The sequence below is a fragment of the Bradyrhizobium sp. sGM-13 genome (assembly GCF_018398875.1).
Classification (GTDB): domain Bacteria; phylum Pseudomonadota; class Alphaproteobacteria; order Rhizobiales; family Xanthobacteraceae; genus Bradyrhizobium.
In genome coordinates, this window is the sequence record NZ_JAGWDK010000016.1 from 13,919 (window position 1) to 30,768 (window position 16,850).

Annotated in this window: 12 protein-coding genes, 1 tRNA gene and 2 pseudogenes; 9 read left to right on the forward strand and 6 right to left on the reverse strand. The window is 62.7% G+C overall.

Annotation, left to right across the window (positions count from 1 at the left end):
* Positions 1–103: 103 nt before the first annotated feature.
* The 3 genes and pseudogenes from KJQ96_RS23400 to KJQ96_RS23410 all read right to left on the reverse strand — a co-directional run bounded on the left by KJQ96_RS23400 (position 104) and on the right by KJQ96_RS23410 (position 2,788).
* Positions 104–517 (reverse strand): Rieske (2Fe-2S) protein, encoded by a 414-nt coding sequence (locus KJQ96_RS23400; RefSeq protein WP_213288873.1) that lies wholly within the window; start codon positions 515–517, stop codon positions 104–106.
* A 16-nt stretch (positions 518–533) separates the two neighbouring features.
* Positions 534–1,646 (reverse strand): annotated as a pseudogene (locus KJQ96_RS23405) (amidohydrolase family protein).
* A gap of 80 nt (positions 1,647–1,726) precedes the next feature.
* A pseudogene (locus tag KJQ96_RS23410) lies at positions 1,727–2,788 on the reverse strand (amidohydrolase family protein).
* A 240-nt stretch (positions 2,789–3,028) separates the two neighbouring features.
* Between KJQ96_RS23410 and KJQ96_RS23415 the strand changes: the two are divergent.
* The 5 genes from KJQ96_RS23415 (at position 3,029) to KJQ96_RS23435 (ending at position 10,933) form a co-directional block, all read left to right on the forward strand.
* Positions 3,029–4,741 carry an FAD-dependent oxidoreductase gene (locus KJQ96_RS23415; RefSeq protein WP_309142458.1) on the forward strand — a complete coding sequence of 571 codons (1,713 nt, stop codon included), beginning with the start codon at positions 3,029–3,031 and terminating at the stop codon, positions 4,739–4,741.
* 66 nt (positions 4,742–4,807) lie between these two features.
* A complete protein-coding gene (locus tag KJQ96_RS23420; RefSeq protein WP_213288874.1) occupies positions 4,808–5,278 on the forward strand; it encodes a hypothetical protein in 471 nt (156 codons plus the stop codon).
* Positions 5,279–5,398: 120 nt separating this feature from the next.
* Positions 5,399–6,907 (forward strand): glucan biosynthesis protein G, encoded by a 1,509-nt coding sequence (locus tag KJQ96_RS23425; RefSeq protein WP_213288875.1) that lies wholly within the window; start codon positions 5,399–5,401, stop codon positions 6,905–6,907.
* Positions 6,895–9,039: a glucans biosynthesis glucosyltransferase MdoH gene (gene mdoH / locus KJQ96_RS23430; RefSeq protein ID WP_213288876.1), complete on the forward strand. Its 2,145-nt coding sequence runs from the start codon at positions 6,895–6,897 to the stop codon at positions 9,037–9,039. Before KJQ96_RS23425 ends, mdoH begins: the two co-directional genes overlap by 13 nt.
* Positions 9,040–9,169: 130 nt before the next feature.
* Positions 9,170–10,933, forward strand: coding sequence for an adenylate/guanylate cyclase domain-containing protein (locus tag KJQ96_RS23435; protein ID WP_213288877.1), 1,764 nt, complete (start codon positions 9,170–9,172; stop codon positions 10,931–10,933).
* Positions 10,934–11,125: 192 nt separating this feature from the next.
* Here the strand turns inward: KJQ96_RS23435 and KJQ96_RS23440 are convergent.
* Positions 11,126–11,200 (reverse strand) — tRNA-Val (locus KJQ96_RS23440).
* Between the two features lie 134 nt (positions 11,201–11,334).
* On the reverse strand, positions 11,335–11,694 hold the full coding sequence (gene cpdR, locus KJQ96_RS23445) for a cell cycle two-component system response regulator CpdR (protein ID WP_027539837.1): 360 nt from the start codon (positions 11,692–11,694) through the stop codon (positions 11,335–11,337).
* A gap of 319 nt (positions 11,695–12,013) precedes the next feature.
* Here cpdR and KJQ96_RS23450 point away from each other — a divergent pair, with 319 nt between their 5' ends.
* The 4 genes from KJQ96_RS23450 (at position 12,014) to KJQ96_RS23465 (ending at position 15,866) form a co-directional block, all read left to right on the forward strand.
* Complete coding sequence (locus tag KJQ96_RS23450) at positions 12,014–12,901, forward strand: N-formylglutamate amidohydrolase (RefSeq protein ID WP_213288878.1); 888 nt, start codon at positions 12,014–12,016, stop codon at positions 12,899–12,901.
* 564 nt (positions 12,902–13,465) lie between these two features.
* Positions 13,466–14,245 carry a histidinol-phosphatase gene (hisN, locus tag KJQ96_RS23455; protein WP_213288879.1) on the forward strand — a complete coding sequence of 260 codons (780 nt, stop codon included), beginning with the start codon at positions 13,466–13,468 and terminating at the stop codon, positions 14,243–14,245.
* 22 nt (positions 14,246–14,267) lie between these two features.
* Entirely contained in the window at positions 14,268–14,795 is a 528-nt protein-coding gene (locus tag KJQ96_RS23460; protein WP_213288880.1) for an isochorismatase family protein, read from the forward strand.
* Between the two features lie 102 nt (positions 14,796–14,897).
* Complete coding sequence (locus KJQ96_RS23465; RefSeq protein ID WP_213288881.1) at positions 14,898–15,866, forward strand: tripartite tricarboxylate transporter substrate binding protein; 969 nt, start codon at positions 14,898–14,900, stop codon at positions 15,864–15,866.
* Between the two features lie 45 nt (positions 15,867–15,911).
* Here KJQ96_RS23465 and KJQ96_RS23470 read toward each other — a convergent pair whose 3' ends face one another.
* A complete protein-coding gene (locus KJQ96_RS23470; RefSeq protein ID WP_213288882.1) occupies positions 15,912–16,805 on the reverse strand; it encodes a LysR substrate-binding domain-containing protein in 894 nt (297 codons plus the stop codon).
* Between the last annotated feature and the right edge of the window lie 45 nt (positions 16,806–16,850).

Consider the following 16,850-nt stretch of genomic DNA (forward strand, 5'->3'; position numbering starts at 1 on the left):
GGCGCGATGAGGCCACAGCTCGGTCCGTCGCCGGCAGCGTAGGTCCCGGCTCAAGGCCGGGACGACGTGGTGGGAGTTATGCCTGCGAACCGTGGTAGGCAATCTACGTCTCGATGATGACGTAGCTATCCTCGACACGGACCGGAAACGTCTCGGCCACGTATGGCCCCTTCTGCAGTTCTTCGCCGCTTTCGACCGCGACCGGATAGGAGCGCACCTTCACCCGTTTCGGATCGAACCAGGACTGGCCGTTGCGCATGTCGAATTCCCAGCCGTGCCACGGGCAGCGCAAGAGCTCGCCGACGCGGGAGCGCTGGTAGACGCCGGGTTCCGGCGAGGTCAGCCGCGCGACGCAGGCAGCCTTTTCCAACGGCGCGCCCTCGTGCGGGCAGCGATTGAGCAGCGCGAAGAACTCGCCATTGACGTGGAATACGACGATGTCGCGGCCCTCGATGCCGAACACCTTGTTGCCGCCGGGCGGGATATCGGACGTGCGGGCGACGATGTGGCGGGCCATGTGATCCTGTCGTTAATTAGAGCTTGTAGAGGGCGCGCGCGTTGCCATTAAAAATCTTGCGGCGCTCGGTCTCGGTGAGCGGCGTCTTGAACGCATAACGCGGATCATCGAAATCCCAGTGCGGGTAGTCCGACGAGAACAGCAGGCGATCGGCGCCGACCCATTCGATCAGCGAGCGCAGATGTTTTGCTTCGTCCGGCTCGTCGATCGGCTGCGTCGTGAACCAGAAATGCTCCTTCACATATTCGGACGGACGGCGCTTGAGATGCGGCACCTCGCTGCGGAACGCTTCAAAGTGCCGGTCCATGCGCTAGGTGGCAGATGGAATCCAGCCGAAGCCGCCCTCGATGAAGACGATCTTCAAGTTTGGGAAGCGCTCTGGCACGCCTTCGAGCACGAGGCTCGTGAGCTGCGCGGCCATGGTATGCGCGTTCGACTGGTGTTCCTCGACGTAATACGACGGCCAGCCGCCGCCGGTCGGCGCATGCCCGCCATAGCCGCCGACATGAATGCCGAGCGGCAGGCCGAGCTCCTGCGCGCGGGCATAGATCGGCCAATAGCGGCGGCGGCCGAGCGGCTCGTTGGCGCGCGGGCAGACGTTGATCTGCACATAGCGGCCGATTTTCGCGCAGCGCTCGATCTCGGCGATCGCGAACTCTGTGTCGTCCTGGCCGGCGAGGATCGAAGCCTTCAGCCGTGGATCACGGTCGGACCAAAGGGCGAGTTGCCAGTCGTTGATGGCGCGCTGAATCGCGGCGCCGAATTCCAGATTCTGCTGCGAGAAGATGAATAGATCGAGCACCTGCAGGATGCCGTACTCGATGTCGAGCGGATCGAGGTGCTGCTTGCGCATGAAATCGAGATCGGATCCCGGAGGCCCGCCGGTCGGCGGCCAGGCATCGCGGCGCGCGATCAGCGGCGAGGAACGCGGATAGGGCGTGGTGCCGATATAGGGCGTGCGCAGATGACTGCCGTAGGTCCGCAAATGCTCCTGCCAGCACTTCGGCATGAATTGTTCGATGTCCGAATGCGCATGAATGCTCGGATGCACGTCGCAATCAATGATGCGCAGCCGGCTTTGCGCGGCGGCTTCCTCGCCGAGGATGGGGCGGTCGATGACGTCACTCATGCGATCCTCCGTGCGTAGACTCTTTGTTTGAGCATGATCTTTCGGAAAACCAGTACCCACTTTTCCGGATCATGCTGTATTCACGCGGCGAGCTTCAGCCGCGGAAAGGTCTCCAGCGGATTGTCGGCACACATACGCGAGACGATGCTATCAGGCAGATGCGGCGGCATCGGATCGTCGCCGTCGAACTGCCAGTGCGGATAATCGGATGCGAACAGGAACATCTTGTCGGAGCCGATCTGCTCGATGACATCGGCCACGCCGGCCGCATCGGGCGGACCGTCGAACGGCTGCATGGTGACGCGGACATGGTCGCGGATGATTGAAGCCGGCTCGCGCTCGACCCAGGGCACCTCGACACGGACGCCGCGCTAGGTCTTATTGGCGCGCCACATGAAGGCCGGCAGCCAGCTCACGCCCGACTCCATCAGCACCACCTTGAGATCGGGAAACTTGCCGAACACGCCCTCATAGATCAGGCTCAGCACCTGGGCCTGAAACGCCTGCGCTTCGGCCAGATAATATTCGTAGCGATAGGACGGCCAGCCGATCGAACTCGGCGCCGTGCGATAGGCGCTGCCGGCGTGGATCGCGACTGGAAGTTTGTGTTTTGCGGCCGCTTGCCAGACCGGCCAGTAGTGCCGGCGTCCGAGCAGCGTTTCGCCCTGCGCCAGCACCAGCACGGAGACGAAGCGATTGTCGCTGGCTCTGCGCTCGATTTCTTCCACCGCCAGATCCGGCGCCTGCAAGGGCAACACGATCGAGGCGCTCAGCCTTGAATCCTTCGAAAGCCATTCGGCCGCGGTCCAGTCGTTGATCGCCCTGCAGAAACCGGCCGCCATGTAGGAATCGAACACCGCCTGTGCGCCGTAGACCACGTTGCAGATCGCATGACTTGAACCGAGCTGGTCGAACGCGCCGCGCTGCACCATCTTGAGATCGCTGCCCGGCTTGCCATTGGCCGGCCGCCAGTCGGCGCGGCCGGAGAACGGCATGTTGGGGGGATAGGAGTTGAGATCGAGGCCGTCGATGGCGCGGCTGACGACCTGCTCTTTCCAGTGATCGTCGAGATAGGGCAAGAGCGTGGTGCGGGTGCCGCCCACCGCGGGATGGATGTCGCAGTCGATCCGCGTGGCCGCCATCAGGGTTCCTCGGATACTGGTTCTTGACGAATTCTTGGCGATCTTGATGTCGCACCGGCAAATGTGCCGCCGATGCAGGGGCCGCGCAAGCGCTTAACTTGGGGGGCCGCCCTTCCCTGGATGCACGGCGGCGCGCGTTTTCCTTTTCCCTTGTGGGAGAAGGGAGAAACGCCCGCGATTGACAGGCCAATCGATCCCAACCCAAATGTCTGCCCAAGAAACGGAAACGAGGCGGAGCGCGTGGCTGGCAACGAACAAGAGAATTACGAATGCGACGCGCTGGTGGTGGGCTCCGGCTGTGCCGGGATGTCGGCAGCGGTCACCGCGGGGCATCACGGGCTCAACGTTCTCATCGTCGAAAAGGAGCCGCGCTTCGGCGGCACTACCGCCCGCTCCGGCGGCTGGCTATGGATTCCCGGCACTTCGCTGGCGAAAGCGTGGGGCATCGAGGAAAGCCCGGATCAGGCACGGACCTATCTGCGCCACGAGGCCGGCAACAGTTTTGACGCCGCGCGCGTCGATGCGTTTCTCTCCGCCGGTCCCGAGGCGGTGGACTTTTTCACCAGCAAGACGGCCGTGCAGTTCGACATGCCGCTGACCTTTCCGGATTACCACGCGGAATCCCCTGGCGGCGCGCAGGGCGGTCGCTCGATGGTGACGCGGCCGTTCGATGGCCGCGAGCTGGGCCAGCATATCAAGGATCTCGGCAATCCCCTCCCCGAACTCACCGTGTTCGGCATGATGCTGGGCTCCGGCAAGGAGATTATCCATTTCATGCGGGCGACCAAATCGCTGACTTCGGCGGTCTACGTCGCAAAACGCCTGTCGAAGCATTTGATGGACGTGATGCGCCACGGCCGCGGCATGACCTTGACCAACGGCAATGCGCTGGCCGGGCGGCTGGCGAAATCCGCGTTCGACCTGAAAATTCCGCTGTGGCTGTCCTCGCCGGTTCACGAGCTGATCGTCGAGGATGGCGCGGTGCGCGGCGCGATCGTCGAGCGCCATGGCAAGCTGGTGCGCATCATCGCCAAGCGCGGCGTGGTGCTCGCCTGCGGCGGCTTTCCGCATGATACAGCGAGGCGCAAGACGATGTTTGCGCACGCGCCCACCGGGGCCGAGCATTTTTCGCCGGGCCCCGTCGGCAACACCGGCGACGGATTGCGGCTGGCAGAGACCGCCGGCGGCCGCATCGAGGATACGCTGCCGAACGCGGCTGCCTGGGTGCCGGTCTCGATCACCGAACGCAAGGACGGCTCCAAGGGCGTGATGCCGCATTTCATCGATCGCGCGAAACCGGGCGTCATTGCGGTGATGCGCGACGGCAGGCGCTTTGCCAATGAAGGCAATTCCTATCATGACTTCGTGCAGGCAATGGTGAAGGCTGCAAAACCCGGCGAGGAGATCACTGCGTTCCTGCTGTGCGATCACCGCGCGCTGCGAAAATACGGCCTCGGCTGCGTGCCGCCGTTTCCGATGCCGCTGCGCCATCATCTCGCCACCGGCTACCTCAAGCGCGGCGCAACACTGGCTGAACTGGCTGATAGAACCGGCATCGACCGACAGGGGCTCGAAGCGACGATCGCCGAGTTCAACGCCTCGGCCGAGGAAGGGCGCGATCCCGCATTTGGCAAGGGATCACGCGCCTATAACCGCTACCAGGGCGATGCGCTGCACGGGCCGAACCCCTGCGTCGCGCCGATCAAGGACGGACCGTATTATGCGATCAAGCTGGTGGTCGGCGATCTCGGCACCTATGCCGGCATCAAGACCGATGCGCATGCCCGCGCGCTCGACGAACACGGCCAGCCGATCGCCGGCCTCTACGCCGCCGGCAACGACATGGCGAGCATCATGGGCGGCAACTATCCCGGCGCCGGTATCACGCTGGGCCCCGCGCTGACGTTTGGATACATCGCCGGCAAGCATCTTGCGGGCGGGGCTGCGCACTAGAAATGTCCGGAGCTGGAACGAACCTCGATGGAATCGATTGTCTCGAATCGAACCGGAGACCGTTCCATGCGTCTGCTACACCTTTGCGCTGCCATCGTCGCTTGGAGCTTCGTTCCCATCCTCGCCTTTGCCGGCGACGCCGAATGGCGGCGATACGTGATCGCGAGCACCGGGACCAGCGTCGACATGCCGGTCTCGATCTTCACCGTCGACGCCGGACCGCCGGAAGGCGGCACCGGACGGCGCTTTTTCACCGACGACCGCCGCGCCGACCTGACGGTGCAGTCCGTTCCCAACCCCGACAACGATTCGCCCGCCACGTTCCTGGCCAAGATGCGGTCGCCTGCCGGCATCATCTATAAACGGATCACATCTGATTTCTTCGTTGTGTCCAGCACTCGCAAGGACCGGATCTGGTACAACCGCTGCAACCGCGGCAACGGTACCCTGAACTGCGTCATGATCAATTATCCCGTCTCCGAAAAACGCCAGTGGGACAACGTGGTCACGCGGATAAGCCATACGCTGCGAAGCTAGCGCGCTCGTGACCGGATCTTAGGCAATCGGGAAAAAATAGCAGTTCTATTCTGGCGCGGGGAACCGTCCGATATGCACTGCGTTGCCGATGGTCCGCATCAGTAACCGCGAGGTTGTTTCGTGAATCGCAGGGATTTCCTCGCTGTTTCCGCATTACCTTTGGCAACCGGCGTAGCGCCCGGGTTTTTGTCCGCCGCCCGCGCCCAGCCTGCGCCGTTCGATCGATCCATCGTCCGGCAAATGGCGCGCGACCTCGCAAGCAAAGCCTACAAGGCGCCAAGCGAGAAGCTGCCCGACAATCTCACCAATCTCGATTACGACCGGTATCGGGCGATCCGGTTCTTGCCGGACCGCGCGCTATGGCGCGGCGAAAAGTTACCGTTCGAGGTGCAGTTTTTCCATCGCGGATTTTTCTACAAGAACCGCGTCGACATCTTCGAGGTGAAGGACGGCCAGGCGGCACCAATCGCCTACCGGCCCGACCTGTTTTCATTCGGCGAGCTGGCGCCGCCCGGCCCGGCCGTCGATCTCGGCTTTGCCGGTTTTCGGCTGCATGCGCCAATCAACAAGCCGGACTATTATGATGAGGTTTGCGTCTTTCTCGGCGCAAGCTATTTCCGCGCCGTTGCCAAGGGACAATTGTACGGCCTTTCGGCGCGGGGGCTCGCCATCAACACCGGCGAAGCCAAGGGCGAGGAATTTCCGTTCTTCAAGACCTTCTGGATCGAGAAGCCGGCGCCGGGCGCCAACTCCATCGTCGTGCACGCGTTGCTCGATAGCGAGAGCGCCGCCGCGGCCTATCGCTTCACCATCCGCCCGGGCGACACCACCGTGTTCGACGTCGAAATGGCGATCTATCCGCGCGTCGATCTGCAACAAGCCGGCCTCGCGCCGATGACCAGCATGTTCTTCTTTGGGCCGAACGACCGCAAGGACGTCGAAGACTTCCGTCCGTCGGTCCATGATTCAGACGGCTTGGCGGTTTTCAACGGCCGCGGCGAGGAACTTTGGCGGCCGCTTCACAACCCGCGCGACCTTCAGGTCTCTTCGTTTGCCGATCTCAACCCACGCGGCTTCGGCCTGATGCAGCGTCAGAAGGATTTTGCCGCCTACCAGGACCTGGAATCGAATTTCGAGCGCCGGCCAAGCCTGTGGGCGGAGCCGATCGGCGATTGGGGCGAAGGCGAAGTGAAGCTGCTGGAAATCCCGACCAAGGAAGAGATTCACGACAACATCGCATTATTCTGGCGCCCCAAAGCGGCGTTGCCGGCCAAAGGCGAGCACACCTACACTTACCGTTTGCACTGGGGGCCGGATGCTCCAAAGTCGACGTCACTGGCACGATTTTCCCGGACAGGGATCGGCACACGAGGCGACAACGCTACGCTCTTCGTGCTCGACGTGACCGGCGAGCGGCTGAAATCGGTCGATCCGAAAAGCTTGCGCGGTGTCGTGACGGCCGAGAAGGCGAAAATCCAGAACATCGTTACCCAGCCAAACCCGGCGACAGGCGGCTGGCGATTGAGCTTTGAGTTGTTGAAGGAAAAGACCCCGGTCGAACTCCGCGCATCGCTCGTGCAGAACGAGGAGGCGGTATCGGAGGTCTGGGTTTATCGATGGACACCTTGACGAAGGCCGGCGGTTCGCCTGGAAAGCGGGACATCCCGCTGACCGATTTCCTTCCTCCGGAATCGCCGACGGATATGACGGTGCAGGCGTTGCGGCGGTTCCAGCCGCCGCCGGCGTCCGATTTTGCGCCGATGTGGATCCGGCGCGCCTTCGTTCTGACCGGCACCGCGATGCTGACCGCGGCAGGCTGTTATGAGATGTACCGGGTGCTCCGGGTCGGAGGTGTCACGGTCCTGGAGTCGATCATCCTTGCGCTGTTCGTGCTGCTGTTTGCATGGATCGCCTTCTCCTTCATGTCGGCGCTTGGCGGTTTCTTCGTGCTGCTGATGAGAAGGAAGGATGAGCTAGGCATCGACGCCAGTGCGCCTCTGCCCGCGATCCACAGCCGCACCGCGATGCTGCTGCCGACCTATAATGAGGATCCCTATCGCGTGCTGGCGAGGTTGCGCGCGATCTACGAATCGGTGGAGCAGACCGGACACGGTGCGCAATTCGATTGGTTCGTGCTTAGCGACACCACCGACACCGCGATCTGGATCGCCGAGGAAAAATGTTTCCTCAAGCTTCGGCAGGACGTCGGCAGCGCCGCCGCGATCTTCTATCGCCACCGCCCTGAGAATACCGCGCGCAAGTCGGGCAATATCGAGGAGTGGGTCAGGCGGTTCGGCTCCAAATATGAATGCATGCTGATCCTGGACGCCGACAGTTTGATGACGGGCGACAGCATCGTTCGGCTCGTTGCCGCGATGGAGGCGCATCCGAAGGTGGCACTGATTCAGACGCTACCCGTCATCGTCAATGCAAGATCGCTGTTCGCGCGCTGGCAGCAATTCGCAGGCCGCCTGTACGGTCCGATGCTGGCCGCGGGGATCGCCTGGTGGCATGGCTCGGAAGGCAATTACTGGGGCCACAACGCCATCATTCGCGTCCGCGCCTTTGCGCAGCATGCAGGGCTACCCGAACTCAGCGGACGCAAGCCGTTCGGCGGGCATATCATGAGCCATGACTTCATCGAAGCGGCGCTGATGCGACGCGGCGGCTGGGCCATCCACATGGCGCCGACGCTCCGCGGCAGTTACGAGGAATCTCCGCCCACGCTTTCAGATTTTGCCGCGCGTGACCGTCGCTGGTGCCAGGGCAATCTGCAGCACCTGGCGCTGCTGCCAACCCGCGGCTTTCACTGGGTCTCGCGGCTTCATCTGCTGACGGGGATCGGGTCGTACCTCACCGCGCCGCTCTGGCTGATCTTTCTTGTTTTCGGAATCCTGGTCTCGTTGCAAGCACAGTTCGTACGGCCCGAGTATTTTCCGAAAGGATATTCGTTGTTTCCGCAATGGCCGGCGCAGGATCCTGTCCTGGCAGCATGGGTATTTGCAGGCACGATGGGAATGCTGATCGTGCCGAAGCTGCTGGCCTTCATCGTGCTCCTTGCCGATCGCGACACGCGCAGGAAGTTCGGCGGCGGCCTGCTGGTGCTTGCCGGCATCGGTGCCGAGACAATCCTTTCCGGTCTGACTGCGCCTGTCATGATGATCTTCCAGTCGTCCGCTGTCGGCGAAATCCTGTTCGGCCGCGACGCAGGATGGCAGGTTCAGCGCCGGGACGACGGCGCAGTCGCGCAGCGCGACATCCTCGGCACCTATTCAGTGCCGACACTGATTGGCATCGCCATGGCCATCAGCGCCTATGCCGTGTCGCTGTCGTTGCTGCTGTGGATGACGCCGGTGATCCTCGGGCTGCTGCTTTCCATTCCGATCGCAATGCTGTCGTCGTCGCCGGGTGCAAACCGCCGGTCCGGATTGTTCAGGACCCCCGAGCAGACGGCGCCGCCGCCGGTGCTGGCGCGCGCCAATGAGCTCGCGGGCGCGCCGCATTCGTCGCTCCCCTGCCCGCTGCGCGAATTGCTCGACGATGCTCGCCTGCTCGAAGCACACCTGAACAACCTCTCCGGGCAAAAGCCGCGGAAGCGCGGCGACGTCGATCCGCATCTCGCGATCGCGCGCGCGAAGATCGAAGATGCCGAAACGTTCGAGGAGGCGGCAGGGTTTCTGAGCCCGCGCGAGAAGTTCGCGGTGCTCAATGCGCCGACGGTTCTTGCAGGCTTGTTGGCGTTGCCCGATCATCGAGCGTGAGACGAGCTCCTTCGAAGTTTTACCTCATAATTGCAATCTAGAGTGGGTGATCGACTGGGATGAGGCTGGCGGCCGTCCAGTCTTGGCCGGCACGGCAAATCTGCTAGACTGCCTGCCAGCGAGGCGCAAAATGGAAACGCCTGGACCCGAGCGAAGGCTCGCAGCAATCCTTGCCGCCGACATGGTCGGCTTTAGCCGGCTGATGGAGGTCGACGAGGCAGGGACACTCGCACGCCTGAAGACCCACCGGCTTGAACTCATTGATCCGGCCATCGCCAAGAATCGCGGTCACATTATCAAGACGACCGGCGATGGCCTGCTGGTCGAATTCCAGAGTGTTGCCGACGCAGTGCTGTGCGCCGCCGAAGTCCAGCGCAGGATGATGCGGCGCAATGCCGACGTGTCGCCGGCGCGGTGGATTCAGTTCCGCATCGGCATCAATCTGGGCGACGTCATCATCGAGGAAAACGACATTTTTGGCGACGGCGTCAATGTCGCGGCGCGGCTCGAGGTGCTCGCCGAGCCGGGCGGCATATGCGTCTCGGGGGCGGTGCGCGATCAAGTCGGTGATCGGCTCGACGAGATCGCATTTGAGGATCTCGGCGAGCAGAACGTCAAGAATATCAGCCGCCCGATCCACGTCTTTCGGGTGCGGCTTGAGCCAGCAACCGCAGCGACCGAGAGTGGCAAGGATAGCTCTGCCGCGACGTCCGTTACCAGAAAGCCGTCCATCGCTGTGCTTCCGCTGGTCAACATGAGCGGTGATCCGGAGCAGGAATTCTTTGCCGACGGCCTCACCGAGGACATCATTACCGAACTGTCGCGCTTCCGCGACCTTCTCGTCATCTCGCGGAACTCGACCTTCGTGCATAAGGGCAAAGCCGTAAAGGTGCAGGAGGTCGCACGCGAACTCGACGTCGAATATGTCCTGGAGGGCAGCGTACGCAAGGTCGGCGATCGCGTCCGTGTCACCGTGCAGTTGATCGACGCGCAAACCGACCGGCATGTCTGGGCCGAACGTTATGATCGCAAGCTCGAGGATATCTTCGCCATCCAGGACGAGGTGACCGGGGCGATCGTTGCCACGCTTCCCGGCCGCGTCGAGGCCGCCACGCAGGAACGGGCGAACCGCAAGCGGCCGGACAGCATGGCCGCCTATGAATGCGTGCTCGCCGCCAAAGTCCTGCACCACCGCTCACGGCGTGAAGACAATGCGCAGGCCCAGATCCTGCTCGACCGCGCCATCGCGCTCGATCCGAATTATGCGCACGCCCACGCCTGGAAGGCGTGCGTGCTGGGTCAGACCTGGGTCTACGGTTGGTGCGAAGATCGCGACGCCACCTTCCAGCAGGTGGCTGACGAGTTGCAGATCGCGCTGGCGCTCGATGACAATGACAGCGACGTTCACCGCATCCTGGCCGCGGTGAACCTGACGCGCAACGATCATGACAGGGCGGTCTACCATCAGGAGCGGGCACTCGCACTCAATCCCAACTACGATATCGTCGTGGTGCAGCAGGGCGAGCTTCTGACATGGCTGGGGCGGCCGGAAGAAGGGATCGACTGGATCAAGAAAGCAATGCGCCTCAACCCGTTCCACCCCGAGCGCTTCTGGAGCCACCTCGGTCGCGCGTATTATTGCGCGGAGAAATTTGCCGAAGCCGCAGAGGCGTTCGCGCGGATCACGCGGCCTGATTTCACCCATCACGCCTTCCTCGCCGCCATCTTCGCGCAGATGGGCGACGCCGTTGCGGCCGGCGCGCATGCCGCAGAGGTCATCAAGCTTGAGCCGGGTTTCTCGGTAGCCGGCTATCTCGCGACCCAGCACTACAAGCACGAGGCCGACCGGGCACGCCACGAGGCCGGCCTGCTCAAGGCCGGGTTACCGGCGTGAGTTTGGCGGCGATCAGGTCACATGGTGATAGCGGAGTTATTGACGATTCGGAGAAAGCTGACGACTCTTAGAGCTTGCTCGCGGTTGGCGGCAGTCCGTCTTCGCTTTCACTTCGTTCAAGCTACGCCGGACACGCTTCGCCCTGAAGGTCTCCACGTGGCTGTGCAACGCGTAGCCCGTCAGGGCGAAGCGTGGTGGGCGCGACAGGGATCGAACCTGTGACCCCTACCATGTCAAGGTAGTGCTCTCCCGCTGAGCTACGCGCCCCAGAATGGGATGACCTGTCATCCCGCTCCAGCCTTGTTCGTATTGGGTGGGGTCCGTATATCGGCTCCAAAGCCCCCGGGCAAGGATGCTCGGGACTAATTTCTGGTGCCTTTTCGAACGAAATAGCCGCCGAATCAGGCCGCCAGCATCTTGTTGACTTCGCTGACCAGTTCGCGGAGGTGAACGGGCTTGGCCAGCACCTTGGCGTTCTTGGGTGCCTCCGAATCGGAGTTCAGGGCGACCGCGGCAAAGCCGGTGATGAACATGATTTTGATGTCTGGGTCGAGTTCCGAGGCGCGGCGCGCCAGCTCGATGCCATCCATTTCGGGCATCACGATATCGGTCAGCAGCATCTCGAACGGCTCCTCGCGCAGCCGCTGATAGGCCGACATGCCGTTGTCGTGGGGCGAGACCTGAAACCCGGCGTTTTCCAGCGCCTTGACCAGGAAACGTCGCATGTCGTTGTCGTCTTCGGCGAGGAGGATCTTGTGCATGGCGGTCAGTCGTCGAACCTGGCTTGGAGGATCATTGCGCCCACTAAGCCTGACAGAGGGTAAATTTCGGGTGAAAGGTAACGGCTTCTTGGCGGCAGCGGGCGGCGCTATTTTTGTAGCGGCGCGCATCTGGATCGATCAAGGCGGCGCTTTTCAGGCGCTTACGACATCTTCCAGGAGAACCGTGGCTTTTTTCGCTTGGCAGAATGATTACGATTACGGACAATGCATCCTTACAATACCCGCCCTTCCGGTAGAATCGGTCGCATGACCGGCCGGCCAAAGGGAAATGCGGACATTCAAGGGACGGCGCCCGACGATGACCCAGTTTGATGGCGAACTGTCGCCTCCCTTCGAGATCGTGGAGCCGCAGCGCTGGCGGGCGCCGATCATCTTCAACTCGCCCCATTCCGGTTCGGTCTACCCGTCCGAATTCCTCAACGCCTCCCGGATTGACCTCGCGGCGCTGCGCCGCTCCGAGGATTCGTTCATGGATGAATTGATCGGTGGTCTGAGCGACCAGGGCTTTCCGACGGTGCGGGTCAATTTCCCCCGTTCCTATGTCGACGTGAACCGCGAGCCCTATGAACTCGATCCACGGATGTTCACCGGCCGCCTGCCGAGTTTTGCCAATACCCGCTCGATGCGGGTGGCCGGCGGCCTCGGCACCATCCCGCGCGTGGTCGGCGACGGGCAGGAAATCTATCGCGAGCGGCTTTCCGTCGATGACGCGCTGGGGCGGATCGAGGCGCTCTACAAGCCGTACCACCGCGCGCTGCGGCGGCTGATCAACAAGGCCCATCAGGCGTTCGGGACCGTGATCCTGGTCGATTGCCACTCGATGCCGTCGGTCGGCGTGTCCAGAGACGAGCCGCGGCGGCCCGATATCGTGATCGGCGATCGCTACGGCACCAGTTGCGCGAGCCTCTTGCCCGATGTTGTCGAGCACATCATGAGCGGGCTCGGCTATTCGATCGGCCGCAACAAGCCCTATGCCGGCGGCTTCATTACCGAGCACTACGGTAATCCTGCGAGCGGCCTGCATACTGTGCAGCTCGAACTCAACCGCGCGATCTACATGGATGAGCGGCGCAGGGAGCGCAGCCCGCGCTTTGCCCAGGTGGTGACTGATTTCGCGATGCTGGCGGACGCGCTGGCACAGGTGCCGCTCGGCGACCTCGGCCCGTTCCAGGCGGCGGCGGAGTGACGCTTCGTCATTCCGGGGCACGCGAAGCGTGAACTATGGTGCGCAATTGCGCACCTGAGAATCTCGAGATTCCGGATCGCCGCTGCGCGACGTCCGGAATGACGTCTACCCCCAAAGAAAAAAGGGCCGCTTGAATGAACAAGCGGCCCAAGTCTAGGGAGGAAACGCCCAAGGAGGGCAGCGATAGCGCGAGGCGCTACCGCACCGCAACAATATGCGACCGCGCTGCACAAAAGGCAAGTGTTTTCGGATCTCTTTCGGTGCAAACCGGGTCACTCCGGCAAATCGGCAACACCGGCAGGTCTGGCCTTTTAGTTCAACTAAATCAAATACTTATGTATTTGACCGCGTCAGTTCCGTGCCTACTGCAGTGCTGGTATGCCAAAACTCGCGACTTCGTGATGGCCGGGCTAACCAAAAATCCACGCCTGAAACGAAGCCTTTCCGAAAGCGATTCGAAAGTCTGTTCGCAAGACGAATGGGAATAACGTGCCGTTAGCGATGCGCGGCAGCCCGGATTGGGCTAGGCAAGAGACGGCATTTCTAATGCGGTAAGGGACAGCCGTGACGGTCATCGATTTTACAGCGTTTATCGGGCGCCTTGCTACCGCTTCGGGCGAGACCATCCTGCCGTTCTTCCGAACCTCACTCTCGATCGACAACAAGAGCGCCAGCGATTTCGATCCGGTCACCGAGGCCGACCGCGCCGCCGAGGCGGTCATGCGCCGTCTGATCAAAGCCAATTTCCCCCAGCACGGCATCGTCGGCGAGGAATTCGGCAACGAGCGCGAGAACGCCGATTATGTCTGGGTGCTCGATCCGATCGACGGCACCAAATCCTTCATCGCGGGATTTCCGATCTGGGGCACCCTGATCGCGCTCTTGCACAAGGGCACGCCGGTGTTCGGCATGATGCACCAGCCCTATATCGGCGAGCGCTTTTCCGGCGATAGCGGCTCGGCCCACTATTCCGGGCCATCCGGCGAGCGCCGGCTCACAGTGCGCCGCTGCGCGTCGCTAAAGGAGGCGACCTCCTTCACCACCAGTCCACTGCTGATGAATGCCGCCGACCGCGAGATCTTTGGCCGGGTCGAAAATGCGGTGAAGCTGTCGCGCTATGGCGGCGACTGCTATTCCTATTGCATGCTGGCGGCCGGCCATCTCGACCTCGTGGTCGAGACCGAACTCAAGCCCTACGACATCGCGGCGTTAATCCCGATCGTCACCGGCGCCGGCGGTGTCGTCACCAATTGGGAGGGCGGACCCGCCCAGCGCGGCGGCCGCATCGTCGCCGCCGGCGACGCCCGCGTGCACGAGGCGGCGATGAAGCTGCTGAATGGCTAGCAGCACAGGACCCTAGAGCCCGATGGACGCATTGATCGTTGTCGATATGCAGGTCGGGCTTCTCAATGGGAAACCGAAGCACGATCTGAGCGGCATCATCGAGCGCATCAACCGGCTCGCCGCCAGCGTCCGCGAACGGTCAGGCGTGGTGATTTTCGTGCAGCATTGCAGCGGCGCGGAAGACGATTTCGTGCCGGGCACGTCGGGCTGGGCGCTTCTGCCGGAGTTGAATCGCGCGGCTGCCGACATCGTGATTCGCAAGACCCTGAACGACCCCTTCGCCGAGACCGATCTCGCCGCGCGCCTGAAGGAAATCGCGCCCGACCGGATCCTCATCACGGGGTGGGCAACCGATCTTTGCGTCGATGCAACGGTCCGATCGGCCGTTTCGAACCATTACGACGTTGTGGTGGTGACCGACGGCCACACTGTGAACGACCGGCCCCATCTCGACGCCGCGAGCGTCATTCGTCACCACAACTGGGTCTGGAGTCACTTGATCTCGCAGCGATCGGTCAGGCTCGCACGTACAGACGAACTCCTGCTTTGACGAGACTCGGCTTCCCCTGCAACCGACGGGACCTTGCATAGCACTGTCCATCGCGTACGATGCCCCGAACGCGCACGTTAGATGCGGGATCGGGGAGCACTCATGAGACCGCTGAGCAAGTTGCTTGCTGGATTGATGCTGCTCGTATTGCCGGCGCTAGCCTCGGCGCAGGATTTCCCGAGCAAACCGATCAAGCTGATCGTGCCGTTCCCGGCCGGCGGCCCCAACGACATCATTGCGCGGCTGGTCGGCCAGCGCATGTCGGAAATCACAAGGCAGCCGATCGTGATCGACAATCGCGGCGGCCAGGGCGGCGTGCTCGGCACGGATGCGGTCGCAAAGGCGGCGCGCGACGGCTACACCATCGGAATCGTGAGCGCGAGTGCGCTGGTCATCAACCCGGCGATGGAAAAGGTGCCCTACGACGTGGCGAAGGATTTCGCGCCGGTCACGCTGGTCACGACAGTGCCGGAGATGCTGGTCGTCGCCAGCAACGTGCCCGCCGGCGACATGAAGGAACTGATCGCGCTCGCCAAGGCACAGCCCGGGAAACTCAATTTTGCATCCGCCGGTGTCGGCGGCATGCCGCACCTTGCCGGTGAACTGCTCAAACAGACGGCCGGAATTGACATCGTGCACGTGCCATACCGGGGCGCTGCACCCGCCATCAACGATCTGCTCGGCCAGCAGGTGCAGATGGCGTTCCTCGATCTGCCGGTGCTGCTGCCGCATATCAAGGCAGGCAGCCTGCGCCCGATTGCCCTTGGCGCGCCCAAACGTGCGCCCACCTCACCTGACGTGCCGACCACCGCGGAAGTCGGCATGCCGGATCTCCTGATCGAAAACTGGTACGGCATGATCGCGCCGGCCGGAGTGCCCGGGGCGATCGTCGCCACCCTGAACCGCATCGCCAACGAGGCGATGAACGATCCGCAGGTGAAGCAGAGGCTTGCAGATCAAGGCCTGACGGTTGCCGGCAACACGCCGGGGCATTTTCGCGACTACATCGGAACTGAGGCCCAAAGGTGGGCGCGCGTCATCAAGGCTGCCGGCCTCGCCACCGGCAAGTAACGCCGGGCTTTCCCAGACCGTCAGCATTCGCGCTGCCTCACATGCTCAACGTGGCGCAGATTTGCGCAGGTGCTCGGCCAATTGCTGCGCGGGCTTGGGCAGCGCCCGAAAGCTCCGCGCGCAGATCACGAGCCGCCGGTTGGCCCAGGCGTCCCTGATCCTGATGACATTGATCTTCATCGATCTCGCGCATCGCTTTGCCGCGACTTCAGGCATCACGCCAATCCCGATGCCGGCGGCGACCATCTGACCAATCGCATCGAAATTGTTCAGCCGCGCACGAAAGCGCAGCCGCGCGCCGAGACGCGCGGCGTGTCCGCTCACATGGGCGTGCAGCGCGATCGAACTGATCAAGCCGACGAAATCGCGCTCGACCACTTCGGCGAAATCGACCTGCCGCCGATTAGCCAGTTCGTCGTTGCGCGCGGCAACCAGCACCAGCCGATCCTCGCTGAACGGCATCCGCTCGATACTGTCTGCAAGCGCGTGTTCTGCCGCAAGCCCGAGATCGGCGGCACCGATGACGATGGCGCGGGCAATGTCGCTGCTTTCGCGTTCCTCGACGTCGATTGAAATGTTGGGATGTGCGGCCAGAAAGGCAGCCAACGTCTTCGGCAGATATTCCGAAAGCCCCGACGTGTTGGCGAGGAAGCGGACGGTGGCTTTCATGCCGTGGGCAAAGTCGGCGAGGTCGCCGCGCATGGTCTCGATGTTGTGGAGCACGATCCTGGCATGGTCGAGCAGGCTTTCGCCGGCCGGCGTCAACTCGACGCCGCGGCGGCCGCGCGTGAGCAGCGAAACGCCGAGCGCTTCTTCCAGGCCCTTGATCCGCTCACTCGCCGACGCCAGCGCGAGATGGACCCGCTGCGCGCCATTGGTGATGCTGCGGGTCTCGGCCACGGCGACGAAGAGCTGAAGATCGACCAGATCAAAACGCATGGGGATTCCCTGTGGAGCCCGTCATTGCGAGCGCAGCGAAGCAAT

Coding starts and splice junctions, on each gene's coding strand:
- KJQ96_RS23400 (WP_213288873.1), bottom strand. CDS start 517: ATGGCCCGCCACATCGTCGCCCGCACGTCCGATATCCCGCCCGGCGGC.
- KJQ96_RS23420 (WP_213288874.1), top strand. CDS start 4,808: ATGCGTCTGCTACACCTTTGCGCTGCCATCGTCGCTTGGAGCTTCGTT.
- mdoH (WP_213288876.1), top strand. CDS start 6,895: ATGGACACCTTGACGAAGGCCGGCGGTTCGCCTGGAAAGCGGGACATC.
- KJQ96_RS23435 (WP_213288877.1), top strand. CDS start 9,170: ATGGAAACGCCTGGACCCGAGCGAAGGCTCGCAGCAATCCTTGCCGCC.
- cpdR (WP_027539837.1), bottom strand. CDS start 11,694: ATGCACAAGATCCTCCTCGCCGAAGACGACAACGACATGCGACGTTTC.
- KJQ96_RS23450 (WP_213288878.1), top strand. CDS start 12,014: ATGACCCAGTTTGATGGCGAACTGTCGCCTCCCTTCGAGATCGTGGAG.
- KJQ96_RS23460 (WP_213288880.1), top strand. CDS start 14,268: ATGGACGCATTGATCGTTGTCGATATGCAGGTCGGGCTTCTCAATGGG.
- KJQ96_RS23465 (WP_213288881.1), top strand. CDS start 14,898: ATGAGACCGCTGAGCAAGTTGCTTGCTGGATTGATGCTGCTCGTATTG.
- KJQ96_RS23470 (WP_213288882.1), bottom strand. CDS start 16,805: ATGCGTTTTGATCTGGTCGATCTTCAGCTCTTCGTCGCCGTGGCCGAG.